The organism is Bradyrhizobium sp. ma5 (assembly GCF_042258955.1).
Lineage (GTDB): Bacteria > Pseudomonadota > Alphaproteobacteria > Rhizobiales > Xanthobacteraceae > Bradyrhizobium.
Map to the genome: position 1 here is coordinate 896688 of NZ_CP170156.1, position 12963 is coordinate 909650.

Genomic DNA, 12963 nt, shown 5'->3' on the forward strand with positions numbered 1-12963 from the left:
CCATGCGCAAAGCTCTGATCCGGCGAGCGCGGCGATGGCTCTATGTCGTCCATCGCTGGATCGGCATTGCGACGTGTCTGTTCTTCGCGATGTGGTTCATCTCCGGTCTCGTCATGATGTACGTGGCCTTTCCGCGCCTCACTGACAGCGAGCGCCTGTCCGCGCTCCCCGTCATTCTCTGGAACAAGGTGCAGGTCGCTCCCGATCGCGCGCTGGCGATCGCGGGCGCGGAGCATTATCCGCGCGATCTCCGGCTCTCGATGATGGACGACGTTCCGGTCTATCGCGTGACCGGATGGAAGGGCGGCGCGGTCACCATCTCGGCGATCGACGGCAGCGTGATCGACCAGGTCACGCCTGACCAGGCGCTTGCCATTGCCCAGCACCATCCGCGCGCCGTGCAGCCGCAACTGCTCGATACGGTGACGCGCGATCAATGGTCGGTCACCGCACGCTTCGATCCGTTGCGGCCGCTCTATTTGATCGGTCTCGGCGACGCTGACGACACCGAGCTCTACGTCTCCTCGCGCAGCGGCGAGATCGCGCTCGACACCACGCGGCAGGAACGTATCTGGAACTGGCTCGGCTCGATCCCGCACTGGATCTATCCGACCGTGTTGCGCAAGGACGGCCCGCTTTGGCGGGACGTGGTGCTGTGGATCTCGGGTGTGTGTCTGGTCGTCGCGGTCACCGGCTTCTGGATCGGTATTCTCCGCCTGCGCCTGACGCGCCGCTATGCTGATGGCGCCGTCTCGCCCTATCGCGGCTGGATGGCCTGGCATCACATCGCCGGCCTGATCGGCGGCATCTTCATCTTCACCTGGATGTTCAGCGGCTGGCTGTCGCTCAATCCCGGCGGCGCGTTCTCCGGCCGTGGCGTTATGCGCGAGATCGCAGCCGGATACAGCGGTCACGACACACCCGATATCGTTGCCGGCTTCCGGGCAGCGCCATCCGCGCAGGCCGTGGAAGCGCGCTACGTCTGGATCGGCGGCCGCCCCCTGGTGATGCTCGACGACAGCAATGGCCGTCGAAGCCTTGCCGATCCCGTGACCGGCGCGCCCGTGACACTCTCGCGCGATGCGATCATCGCTGCCGCCCGGCGCGCGATGCCGGGAGCCGCGGTGATATCGGCGCGGCAGCTCGATGAACCGGACGCCTACTGGTACACGCTGCACCAGGCGCGCGAGCTTCCGGTGCTGCGCATCGTCTTCGACGATCCCGCCCACACCTGGCTGCACATCTCTCCGGTCAGCGCCGAGATACTCGACCGCAGCGACGACAGCCGCCGGTCCTACCGCTGGCTGTTCAACGCGCTGCACAGCCTGGACTTCCCGCTGCTGCTGCGCATCTCGCCGGCGCGCGACGTCGTGGTCTGGCTGCTGTCGGCGGTCGGCACGATCGTCTCGATCAGCGGTATCGTGATCGGCTGGCGCCGGCTCCGGCGGCGGAAGGTGCAGAGGGGACACGCGCCTCCCAGCTTGAAGCCGGCGCGGGAAGCTACTTGACCGTCAGATGCACGTCCGGTGCCTGCCGGTCGGGGACCCATTCCAATGCAAACCGCTGGCCGGCGATGATCTCATAGGTTGAGAGCTTGGATGCGACCGCATCGCGGAAGCGGAGATAGGCATCGCGCTGTCGCCCGCCGGTGCGGGCCGCCGCCAGATTGAGCCATTTGTAGGCCAGCAAGAAATCGGTCGGAACGCCGTGGCCCTTGTCGTAGCTCAAGCCCAGCATGGCTTGTGCGAACGGGTCGCCCTGCATGGCGCCGCGATAGTAGAGGTTGGCGGCGGCCGCGTAGGCCTGCGGTACGCCGAAGCCGTGCTCATACATGAAGCCGAGCATGCCGAGGGCTCTTGCGTTGCCGCGATCGGCGGCCGGCGAGAGCTCGTGAAATGCCCTGACATAGTCGCCGCGATGGAAGGCGGCCGTTCCGCGCGCAAGGCTGTCGGCGCTCGCGACCGATGCGGTCATCGCCCAGGCCACGACCGCAAGCGAAGCGCAAAGGTTTGTCCGAAGCACGCGCGTGAGGAGCATCGTGTCGCCCTGCTCAATGGAAGCTGGTGGTGATCGGCGCATTGGTCGTCGTCGTGGCGATGCTTCCGCGCAGTTTCGAACGAAGCTCCTCGGCCACAATCTGGGCGTCGGAACCGTTGCGGATGATCTGCGGGCGAATGAAGATGATCAGCTCGGTGCGTTGGGTCGCGTTGCTCTGATGCCCGAAGGCGTCGCCGAGGCCGGGAATCTGGTCAAGCACCGGAAGGGCATTGCGGTTGCCGCTCTGCTGTTCGCTGATCAGGCCCGCCAGCAGGACGGTCTGGCCGTTGGCGACCGCGATCTGGCTCTTGACCCTCCGCTCCGACACCGTCGGGGTCAGGCTGTTCGCGCTGGTCTGCGGAACGTTGCTGATTTCCTGTTCGACATCGAGCCGCACGGTGCCGTTCACACTGACCCGCGGCGAGACCCGCAGGATGATGCCGGTGTTGCGATAGTCGATGGTGTTGACCACCGTGTTGCTTCCGGTCAGCACCGTCGCGCTGCCGGTCGACACCGGGACGACGTCACCGACCTGCAGGGTCGCGACCTGGTTGTTGATCACGACCAGCGACGGATTGGAGAGCACCTTGACGCTGGTGACGGCATGCAGCGCATCCAGGATCAAGCTCGGCTGCGTCTCGGATCCGATCAGGAAGTTGAAACCCGGGAAGGCGCGGTTGATGAAGGCATTGGTGACCGAGCCTGCGACGGAGGCGACCCCGGTGGTCGCGTCCGTGGTGGTCGCGGGCGCCGTGGTGGCCTGGGTGCCAGTGAACGAGCCCACGTTCGGCTTCAGGCCGAGGTTCCTGCTGGTGAGATAGGTTTGCACACCATAGGACAAAGTGTTGTTGAGCGTGACCTCGGCGATCGTCGCATCGATCGCGACCTGAAGCTGCGGCTCGTCGATCTGCTGCAGCGTCGACTCGATGATGCGGTAGTTGGCCTGGTCGGCATAGATCAGCAGATTGTTGTTCACGACGTCGGGGGTGATCCGCACGTCCTGCATGACGGGCTGGCCGTTGCCCGAGCCCGAGCCAGCGCCGCGTCCGGCATCCAGCGCGGCATTGTTGCCCTGGCCCTGATTTTGATTGTTCGCTTGCCCGCCGGCGCCAAATCCCTGGCCGAGGCCCTGGCCGGCTGCGCCTGTCCCTGACGTGCCGCGCGAGGCAAAGCTGCCCGAGTTCGAGCCCGAGTTGCCGTTCGCCGACAGACGGTCGGCGACGCTTGACGTCGACGAGGTGCCGGAGCCGGGCGCGAGCTGGCTGTCGGCGCTGTCGAGCAGATTGCCGGATGATCCGCCGAGGAACATGTCGGTCAGAACCCGCGCGATCTGGCGCGCGTCGCCGTATTTAACGCGGTAGACATGGACCGAGGTGCGCGCGGTGTCGTTGCGGTCGAGGCGCTTGATCCAGGTCGCTGCCGTGTGCAGCATGTCCGGCTTCTTGGTCACCACCAGCACCGCGTTGAGGCGTGCGATCGGCATGAACTTGATGACGTTCTGGCTGAGGCCGTTCTCGCCGGAATCGACGATCTTCTCCAGCTCGGCGATGACGGGCGCGGGCGAGCCGCTCGAGATCGGGAAGATGCCGACCGATTGGCCGCGCATCCAGTCGACGTCGAAGCTGAGCACGGTATCGACTGCGGTGCGGCGCTCGGCACCGGTGCCCTGGATCAGAAGCAGATTGCGCGTCGTGTCGGCGCGGATCGAGCCCGCCCTGGTGGCGAAGCTGTCGGTCAGCTTCAGCAGGGTCTGCGCCGACACATATTGCAGGGGGACCACCGAGATGCCGAATCCGGGTTCGGGATTGGCCGCCGCAGCATCGACGCGGCCGCCGCCGACGGCGTCGCCGAGCGGCGTCAGGCGATAGCCCGCGGTATCCTTCAACAGCACCACGCCGCTCAGGCGAAGCGCGTTTTCGAGCACGAAGACCATGTCGGATTTCGGCACCGGGCGGACCGACACCAGGCTCACCGTGCCCTGCACCCGCGGGTCGATGGTGTATCCGACATGCAGGATGTCGCCGAGCACGACCTTGGCGACGGTCGCAACCGGCGTGCTCTCGAAATTCAGATCGAAGCCATTGCCGCTCGACGCCGGCTGCGGCCGCGCGTCGGCGACCCCAGTCACGTCGCTTCCCTCATACATCGCGGCGCGGACGCTGCCGCTCTGGCTGCCGCCCGCTGCCGCCAGCCCGCTCACCGGTTGCGGCTGGCGCGGCAAGAGATCGAGCGATCGCACCTTGTCGGTGACGTCGACCTGGGACGCGTCCACGCTCTCGCCGACCGTCGCGGAATTGCAGGACGCCAGCAACCCCAGTGACGTCAAGGCAAAAATGGCTGCCAGGCCGCCACGGATCGTCGGGCAGCGGCCCACTGTGCCTACGCGTTGCATGAAGGCCCTTCGCTCTGACTAACTGAAATTTCGACGGCGTGCGACGATCGGTCCTACCCCGGAGGGACTCTTATCGATCGAACATGACAGAAATAAATTGGTTACATGATTGTCGTTCGCGACCTGCCCATCGCATCGCGCCCCAAACGTGCAACTGGGCGCAGCCGTGTCCGCGATGCCACGTCAAGGTTTCTTGAGCGAGGCGAACGATGTGACTTCGCACAGCTGTCACACTTCGGATCGATAACCGCAGAATTGCCGAGAGCCGAACGCTGCGGCGGATGGCACGGACTGATCCGGGATAGTGTGGCGGGATATCGAGAATGGCCAACGACCTGTCCGTTCGGTTCGTGGATTATCTGCGTCAGAACAATCATTTGGCGCCGAACGACGGATCGCCTGAGCGGACCGGGCAGGGCGCCGACGTCAGGCAATTGAAGCTGTGGGAGGTCACCAGCCTCTCACCGACCGAATTCGCCGATGAGGCCGCGCGCTTCTTCGCGCTCGGCCGCCTGACACTCCAGGACATGACATCGGCCGAACCGCTGGTCGCGGCGTTCTCGCCGCGCTTCCTGCGTGAGACCATGGTCTATCCGTGCCGAACTGGCGATGGGAGCACTGTCCTCGCGGTCGTCGACCCGACCGACCAGGCGACGCTGCGGGCGGCGCAGATCGTGCTCGGCGCCGGCATCACTGTGAAGGTGGCTTCGTCGGAAGACGTTGCCATCGCCCTGAACAACTCTTCCAGCGCCGAGGAGGCCGAGACCGCCGATATGGCGGCAGCGCTGCCCCGGGAAGACGACATCGAGAGCCTGCGCGATCTCGCCAGCGGCGCGCCGGTGGTGCGCGCGGTCAATGATCTGATCGAGAAGGCCGTCGAGCTGCGCGCCAGCGATATCCATATCGAGCCGTTTTCCTCCGGCCTCATGGTGCGCTTGCGCATTGACGGCCTGCTGCGGCCGGTCGCGGCGCTCTCGGGAGTGCTGCCGCAGGCGGTGGTCTCCCGCATCAAGATCATCGCCAATCTGAACATCGCCGAGCGTCGCCTGCCGCAGGACGGTGCGGCGCGGCTGCGGGCCGGGCGCACCGACATCGATATCCGCGTTGCGATCATGCCGATGCAACACGGCGAATCCGCCGTCATTCGCATCCTGCCCAAGGATCGCGGCCTGCTGGTCGTCGAGAAGCTGGGATTCTCGGAGCCCGACGAAGCCAAGCTGCGGCGGCTGCTGAAGCTGCCATACGGCATGGTCGTGATCACGGGACCGACCGGCAGCGGCAAGACCACGACGCTGGCGACGATCCTCTCGATCCTCAATCAGCCCAGCCGCAAGATTCTGACCATCGAGGACCCGGTCGAATACGAGATCCCCGGCGTCAACCAGTCCCAGGTCAAGCCGGCGATCGGCTTGACCTTCGCCACCGCGCTGCGCTCCTTCGTTCGCCAGGACCCTGATGTCATCATGGTCGGTGAAATCCGCGACTCCGAGACCGCGCATGTCGCGGTGCATGCGGCGCTGACCGGGCATCTGGTGTTGACGACGCTGCATACCGAGACGGCGGCTGCCGCGGTGCCGCGCCTGCTCGACCTCGGGGTCGAAGGCTATCTGCTGCGATCGGTGTTGCGCGGCGTGATCGCGCAGCGGCTGGTCCGGCAATTGTGCGAGCGCTGCAAGACCGCGCGGCCGCTGGCAACCGCCGATTTCACCGAGGATCCCCGGCTCGCCGCGCTCGGGTTCCGGGAAAGCGAGATCATTCACGATCCATGCGGCTGCGAACGTTGCGGCGGGACCGGCTATCGCGGCCGTCTCGGCGTGTTCGAGCTGCTCGAACTGTCCAATGAACTGCGCGAACTGATCGGGGAGCGAACCGACGGAATGAAGATCGATTCCATGGCAATCAAGGCGGGCATGACCACGATGCTCGATGACGGGGTTGCCAAATGCCGCGCCGGATTGACCTCGCCCGCCGAGATCCTCCGCGTTGCGACGGTGCGGTGACGCCGTGCCCAATTATCGCTATCGCGCTTTGACCCAGGCCGGCGAGATCGTGAACGGCACGATCTCGGCGCCGACCGCGTCCGAGGTGGCGCGGCGGATCGAATATCTCAAGCTGCTCCCGATCGAAACCACCGAGGACAAGCGCGCATCCGGCGCCACCGGTGGCCGCAGCCTGTTCGGCGGGCCGAGTGCTGTCGAGGTCACCACGTTCACGCGCGATCTCGCGCTGCTGCTCAAGGCCGGCGCACGTCTCGACGATGCCCTGGAGCTGCTGTCCGGCGATGCCGATGTCGGCCGCATGCGTCCGGTGGTGGCGAAGATCCGCGCGGCCCTGCTCACCGGCGAGAGCTTTGCCGATTCTGTTGCGGATCATCCGACCCTGTTTCAGCCGATGTACATCGCCCTGGTCCGGGTCGGGGAAATCTCCGGCACGCTCGATTCGGTGCTCGAGATGCTGGGGACCGAGCGCGCGCGTTCCGAGCAGATGCGGCGCAAGCTGACCGACGCGATGCAGTATCCGGCCTTCGTGCTGGTCGCCGCGTCCGGCGTGATGCTGTTCTTCCTGCTGTTCGTGCTGCCGCAATTCTCCACGGTGCTTGGCGATTTCGGCGGCAAGTCGGACACGGCACTCGCCAGCTTCATCGCGGTGTCGGATTTCCTGCGCGCCAATGCCACGGCGGCAAGCCTGATCAGTGCGGCGACGATTGCCCTCGCATGGTGGCTGTTGCGGCAGGCGCGCGTGCGCGCCGCGCTGGTCGGCGGGATCTCGCGGGTGCCGGGTATCAGCAGCGCCTTCCAGTTCTATCGCGCGAGCCTGTTCTGCCGCAATCTCGGCGTCCTGCTTGGCAGCGGCGTCAACCTCACGGCTGCGTTGCGCATCCTCGTCGACATCATGGCGGTGACCGGCAGCGAGGCGAACTGGACCGCCGCCGCCGATCGCGTCCGCCATGGCGGAAAACTGTCGGACGCGCTCGCCGTGGCGGACAGCCTGCCGCCGATGGCGGTCCGCATGCTGCGGCTCGGTGAAGAGACCGGGCAGCTTCCGGTGCTGGCCGGGCGGGTCGCGGAATTCTACGAAGCAAAATTGCAGCGCAGCCTGGACCGTGTCGTCGGCATCGTCGGTCCACTGGCGATCATCACGATCAGCACCGTCGTCGGCGGACTGATCGTGTCGGTCATGACAGCGCTGCTCTCGGTCACGCAGCTAGTCGGTTAGAGCAGGGGTCATCGGTCATGATATCGCGCAACACGATCATCGAAACATTCTCCATGCGAGCGGGACGCGATCCGACGCGCGCACAACCGCCTCGACGTTCAGGGCAGGCGGGCTTTACCCTCGTCGAGATGCTGGTGGTGATCGCGATCATCGGCCTCATCATGGGGCTGATCGGGCCGCGCGTGCTCAACTATCTCAGCGAATCCAAGGTCAAGACCGCGCGCATTCAGTTGCAGAGCTTCTCCAGCGCGCTCGACCTGTTCTACCTCGACGCCGGGCGCTTCCCGTCCACGGCGGAGGGACTTGCCGCGCTGGTCCGGCGCACGCCGGGGGTCGCCGCCTGGAATGGTCCGTATCTGAAGGGCGGCAACGTTCCGAACGATCCGTGGAACCATGCCTATCTCTATCGCTCGCCCGGCGAACACGGGCCCTACGACATCGTCTCCTATGGCTCCGATGGTCAGGAGGGCGGCAGCGGCACCTCAGCCGACATCTCGCTTGAAAAGACCACAGCCGCCAACAACGACCAACAATAAGGATGCATGGCGAGCATGAATGAGGCATCGCAGCGCGGTTTCACCCTGCTCGAGATGGTGTGCGTCCTTGCCATCATCGCGCTGCTGGCGGCCGTGCTGCTTCCGTTCATTCCGCACCAGACCTCGCGATCGCGCTTGCAGGCCTATGCATTGCAGACGGCAACGCTGCTGAAGGCCGATCGCAATGCCGCCATCGAGCGCAGCAGCAGCGTTGCGACCCTGGTCGACGCGGCGAGCCGGGTGATTCACTCCGGCGCGTCGCGCATGACGGTGCGAATCCCCGATGACGTGCGGTTCGATGCGGTGCTGCCGCAGAGCTGTCAGCGCCGCGCCGCACTGTCGACGATCCGCTTCTTCGCCAATGGCGGTTCCTGCGGCGGCTCCATCGCGCTGACGCGGCTCGATGCGGGATATGAGGTCCGCGTCAACTGGCTCACCGGAAGGGTTGAAATCGTTGCTCGCGACGTTGCCGCCAACTAACCGCCCTGATGCAGGGTTCACCATCATCGAGGTGCTGGTGGCGCTGGCGCTGGTGGCTGTCTCGATCGTTGCGATCGGCGCGGTGATGGGCGTCAAGACGCGCGGCGTCCGGGCCATGGAGCAGCACGTTGCGCTGATGCAGGCGGTGCGCACCTTGATGACGGTCGGCATTCCGCCGCGCGCCGAATTGCAGTCGGGCACGTCGACGGGACAGGCGGAAGGCTACCGCTGGACCATCGAGGTCAGTCCGCTCGGTGGCGACTGGACGGTGCCCGAGGGCAACATGCCCTGGGCGCCGGAGCTGGTGCGAATTCGCGTCAAATCTCCGGGCGGCGCGTTGTCCGACATTCGCACCGTGCGCCTGATACCGAGGTCATCGGAATGACCCCGGCAGGCGCAGCACAGCGAACGCATGAACGCGGCTTCACGCTGATCGAGACCATCGTTGCACTGGCACTGATGGGGCTGTTGCTGTCGGCGCTCGCCAGCATCACGGCGCAATGGCTGCCGAGCTGGAACCGGGGGCTCGACCGGATCCAGCGCAGCGAATTGATCGGCATCGCGCTGGAACGGATCGGCGCCGATCTTGCCGCGGCGGAATTCGTTGCCGCCAACCGCGATACCCACAAGCCGCTGTTCGACGGATCGGAACTGTCCGTGATGTTCGTGCGCACGTCGGTGGGGCCGAATGCGGGGCCGGGGCTCGATCTGGTGCGCCTTGGCGAAACCCGGGATCGCGGCGAGTTCGTCACGGTTCGTTCGCAGGCGCGCTTCACGCCGCTGACCGACGGGGTGTCGCTGTCGGAACAGGTGCATCTCGGCAGCCCCGTCGTGCTGCTGCGCGCACCCTATCGCCTGTCGTTCGCCTATGCCGGTCCTGACCGGGCCTGGAAGAGCGTGTGGAAGGATGCCAACAAGCTGCCGACGATGATCCGGTTGACCGTACGTGACGCGGCGAGCCAGCGCGTCCTGTCGGTGTCGACCATCGCGCCGGTCCACGTCCAGCTTCCGAGCGACTGCACCAAGCCGGACGGCAATTGCGGCGACAAGCAAAGTGCCGACGGTGCTGCCGATCAGGGGAAGACCTGATGGGCGCCTCCGGCAATATCGGCCGATCGCCGTCCAACCGCGGCTTCGTCATCGTTGCGGTGCTCTGGATCCTGCTTGCGCTGTCGTCGCTGGCGATCATCTTCTCGGCCTATCTCGCCGCGTCGGCGCGCGCGTTGGCGGCCAGCGACCTGTCGTTGCAGACCGAGGCGCTGGTGTCGGCCGGGCTCGAGCTCACCGCCTATCAACTGACGCTGACGGATGAGAAGACGAGGCCGCAGCACGGGGCGTTTCATTTCGGGCTGGACGACGCCAGCGTCGCTGTCACCTTCGCGTCGGAGGCCGGCCGCGTTGACCTGAACTACGCATCGAAGGAGATGCTGATCGGCCTCTTCGTGGTGCTCGGCGCCCGAAAGGACGCGGCCAGCGAGTACGCAGACCGGATCGTCGGCTGGCGAACCCGGCCGGAGCCGGGCAGCGAGAACGTGGAGGCCGCGCGCTACAACGCGCTCGGCTATTCGCCGCGGCAGGGGCTGTTCACCCATGTCAATGAGCTGGCGCTGGTCGCCGGCATCCCCGAAGCCTTCGTCGATCGTGTATTGCCGTTCGTGACGGTGTTCAACGGCAGTCCGGATGTCGATCCGGCGATCGCTGCGCCGGAAGTCGCTCTTGCCGTGAATAAAGCAGCGGGGAAAGAGCAGGACAGCTTCGGCTCGCCGGCTTCCGCGCCGAACGGCGGCCCCACCGCTGGATCGCAGGTGCCGAACCCGCAAACTGCGGCATCGACGGCGCAGAGCCCTTGCTACCGGATCGCAATCTCGATCCGGTTCCGCAACGGTCACCGCACCACGTCTGAAGCGGTGATCGCGCTCGGCGACAAGGTCGAGCCCTATCGTGTGTTGTCCTGGCAGAACGATGTCGAGCCGCGCAGTACGGTTCTGCCGCAGAGGAGAGGTTGATGGCTATGCTCGCCGAGGCACGGCAATGGTTCGAGCAATGGATCGGCGCGGTCGCGACGGCCGTCGACGGCGTTGCCGGCAGGTTCATGCGCCGGCGCAGCATCGAGCTCGACGAGAATGCCGACGGCACGTACACGGCCCGCGCCGCCGTGGCGAGAGATGGTTCGCCGTCGGGGCCGGTCTCGTTCCGGCTCGATCACGACGCGCCGCAGCCTCCGTTGTCGGCAGAGTGGAAGGCCGCGTTCGACGGCAGCCGCATCGAAGTGCGATTGCGGTCTGATCAAATCGTCAGCCGCGTGCTCGATTTCCCGAGCCAGGCGGGCGACTTCCTCGATGGCATGATCCGCGCGCAGGTCGACCGGTTGACGCCATGGACCGCCGCCGATGCGGTGTTTGGCTGGGGTTCGCCGCAGCCGATCGCCAATGACCGGATCGAAGTCGCGTTCAGTGCGACCGCGGCGACCAAGGTCGATCCGCTGGTCCGGATGGCCAGGATGCTCGGCGCCGGCTCCGTTGCGGTCTCGGCGCCGGCGGTTGGCGGCGACGGCGCCCCGCAGCAGGTGACGCTGCTCGACAGATCGCTACGCGGCCTTGCCGGACCTGCGGTACCGCGCCTGTTGCGCATTGGCCTGGTTTCGACGGCAGCCGCGGCGGCGGTCTCCCTGCTGCTGAACATCTATCTCGGCGGATGGCTGCAATCCGAGCAGGCGGACCTGCAACACCGCATCTCGCAGCGCCGCGCCGCGCTGCGTCTCGATGCCAATGGCGACTCGTCCGGCGTCGGCCTGCTCGCCAAGCGCAAACAGACGACGCCGTCGAGCGTCATGGTTCTGGAGGCGGTCTCGCGCGTTCTGCCCGACACGACTTATGTGACGGAGCTCCGCATCGAGGGCAACAAGGTGCAGGTGGTCGGATTGACCCAGGATGCGCCATCCCTGATCCGCCTGCTGGAGCAGTCGCCGCAATTCACCCGCGCGACGTTCTTCGCGCCGACGACCCGTGCCGCGAATGAATCGGCGGAGCGGTTCCACGTCGAGGCCAACATATCCGCTTCTTTTGGGTCCGGCTCATGAGCGCAGCATCCCGATCGCTGACGGCCGTCAGCACTTCGCCACTGGTCGCGACCGCGAGCTATCTCGGCCTCTTCGTGCTGCTGCTGTTCGTCGTCATCTCGTCGCTCTCGGACATCATTGGCCTGCGCAGCGATGTTGCGGCGTCGGCCGGAATGCTGGAGCAACTCGAGGGACGATCCAAGGCGAATACCGCGCCCGGCCAGTCCCCGATGCCGACCGGCTCCGCCTATCTCGAGGGGGCGACCGTCACGGTTGCCGGCGCCACCCTGCTGCAACGCGTATCGGGCGCCGTGATCAAGGCCGGCGGCAATGTGCTGTCGACGCAGCTCGACGTTCCCAACGCGCCGGCCAAGGCCGGCTTCATCAGCATGGTCGCGAGCAGCGAGATCGAGCAGGCGCAATTGCAGCAGGTGCTCTACGATCTCGAAGCCGGCATGCCGTTCCTGTTCATCGACCAACTGGTCGTGCAACCCGTCGCCGACGAAGCGGCCAAGGGCGCCGATCCCGGCAGACTGCGCGTGCTGCTCGGCGTATCCGGACAATGGCGAGGAGCCAAGTGATGCGACGCTTCGCTGCAACAATCGTGCTGTTGGCGGTGTCGGCCTATTCGGCGCCGGCTGCGGTGCCTGACCCATCCGGCGATGCACTGGACGCCGGGACGCTCGATGATACCCGCCTGGGCGGGCCGGTGTTGAGTTCACCGCCGCCGTCCGAACCAGTGACCTCGGTCCGGGTGACGCCTTCGCCGGCTCCGACGCCCCGGCCGCTCAGCGCAAATCCGCTGTGGGGCATTCCGCTCAAGACGCTGTCCAACACCCGCGACCGCCCGGTGTTCTCGCCGTCGCGGCGGCCGCCGCCTGCCGTCGTCGCGGAACCGGAAGTCAGCAAGCCGTTGCCGACGCCGCCGCGCAAGGTCGCGCTCGAGCCGCCGCCGCTGTCGCTGGTCGGCACGATCGCGGGAGACGATGAAAGCTTCGGGATCTTTCTCGACCAAGCGAACAAGACCGCATTGCGGCTGAAGCTCGGCGACGATTTCCAGGGCTGGAAGCTGCGAACGATCAGCGGACGCGAAGTCACGATGCAGAAAGACGAGCACGACGCCGTGCTCACATTACCTCAGCCGGGCACCGAGGAGAGCGGCGATGTCCGCCTTGTTCCCGTCAGTGCCGACAGGAGGCCGCTGGCGGCGCGGATCCAGCGGTGATTGAGCACTCGCTCCCGCG

At 66.2% G+C, this 12963-nt stretch carries 13 protein-coding genes; 11 read left to right on the plus strand and 2 right to left on the minus strand.

Annotation, left to right across the window (positions count from 1 at the left end):
* The first annotated feature begins 2 nt into the window (after nt 1–2).
* Entirely contained in the window at nt 3–1508 is a 1506-nt protein-coding gene (locus tag ACE103_RS04135; RefSeq protein WP_375778428.1) for a PepSY domain-containing protein, read from the plus strand.
* Here ACE103_RS04135 and ACE103_RS04140 read toward each other — a convergent pair.
* The gene (locus tag ACE103_RS04140) at nt 1501–1974 is read right to left on the minus strand and encodes a tetratricopeptide repeat protein (RefSeq protein WP_375778429.1); all 474 of its coding nucleotides are present in this window, start codon (nt 1972–1974) and stop codon (nt 1501–1503) included. The genes ACE103_RS04135 and ACE103_RS04140 overlap by 8 nt on opposite strands.
* Before the next feature lie 76 nt (nt 1975–2050).
* On the minus strand, nt 2051–4429 hold the full coding sequence (gene gspD / locus ACE103_RS04145) for a type II secretion system secretin GspD (protein ID WP_375778430.1): 2379 nt from the start codon (nt 4427–4429) through the stop codon (nt 2051–2053).
* A gap of 323 nt (nt 4430–4752) precedes the next feature.
* Between gspD and ACE103_RS04150 the strand changes: the two genes are divergently transcribed.
* Genes ACE103_RS04150 through ACE103_RS04195 form a run of 10 tightly spaced genes read left to right on the plus strand, consistent with a single transcriptional unit; the run spans nt 4753 to nt 12944 of the window.
* Entirely contained in the window at nt 4753–6429 is a 1677-nt protein-coding gene (locus tag ACE103_RS04150) for a GspE/PulE family protein (RefSeq protein ID WP_375778431.1), read from the plus strand.
* 4 nt (nt 6430–6433) lie between these two features.
* Nucleotides 6434–7645 (plus strand): type II secretion system F family protein, encoded by a 1212-nt coding sequence (locus tag ACE103_RS04155; protein ID WP_375778432.1) that lies wholly within the window; start codon nt 6434–6436, stop codon nt 7643–7645.
* A 53-nt stretch (nt 7646–7698) separates the two neighbouring features.
* Nucleotides 7699–8181: a type II secretion system major pseudopilin GspG gene (gene gspG / locus ACE103_RS04160; protein ID WP_223974284.1), complete on the plus strand. Its 483-nt coding sequence runs from the start codon at nt 7699–7701 to the stop codon at nt 8179–8181.
* Between the two features lie 15 nt (nt 8182–8196).
* Nucleotides 8197–8661, plus strand: a complete 465-nt coding sequence (locus tag ACE103_RS04165) for a Tfp pilus assembly protein FimT/FimU (RefSeq protein ID WP_375778433.1) — start codon at nt 8197–8199, stop codon at nt 8659–8661.
* Complete coding sequence (locus ACE103_RS04170) at nt 8594–9046, plus strand: prepilin-type N-terminal cleavage/methylation domain-containing protein (protein ID WP_375778434.1); 453 nt, start codon at nt 8594–8596, stop codon at nt 9044–9046. Before ACE103_RS04165 ends, ACE103_RS04170 begins: the two co-directional genes overlap by 68 nt.
* Complete coding sequence (locus ACE103_RS04175) at nt 9043–9750, plus strand: type II secretion system protein J (RefSeq protein WP_375778435.1); 708 nt, start codon at nt 9043–9045, stop codon at nt 9748–9750. Before ACE103_RS04170 ends, ACE103_RS04175 begins: the two co-directional genes overlap by 4 nt.
* A complete protein-coding gene (locus tag ACE103_RS04180) occupies nt 9750–10667 on the plus strand; it encodes a general secretion pathway protein GspK (RefSeq protein ID WP_375778436.1) in 918 nt (305 codons plus the stop codon). Before ACE103_RS04175 ends, ACE103_RS04180 begins: the two co-directional genes overlap by 1 nt.
* Nucleotides 10667–11740, plus strand: coding sequence for a PilN domain-containing protein (locus tag ACE103_RS04185; RefSeq protein WP_375778437.1), 1074 nt, complete (start codon nt 10667–10669; stop codon nt 11738–11740). Before ACE103_RS04180 ends, ACE103_RS04185 begins: the two co-directional genes overlap by 1 nt.
* Entirely contained in the window at nt 11737–12300 is a 564-nt protein-coding gene (gspM, locus tag ACE103_RS04190) for a type II secretion system protein GspM (RefSeq protein ID WP_375778438.1), read from the plus strand. The genes ACE103_RS04185 and gspM overlap by 4 nt, the downstream gene beginning before the upstream one ends.
* A complete protein-coding gene (locus ACE103_RS04195; protein WP_375778439.1) occupies nt 12300–12944 on the plus strand; it encodes a hypothetical protein in 645 nt (214 codons plus the stop codon). Before gspM ends, ACE103_RS04195 begins: the two co-directional genes overlap by 1 nt.
* Nucleotides 12945–12963 lie beyond the last annotated feature (19 nt).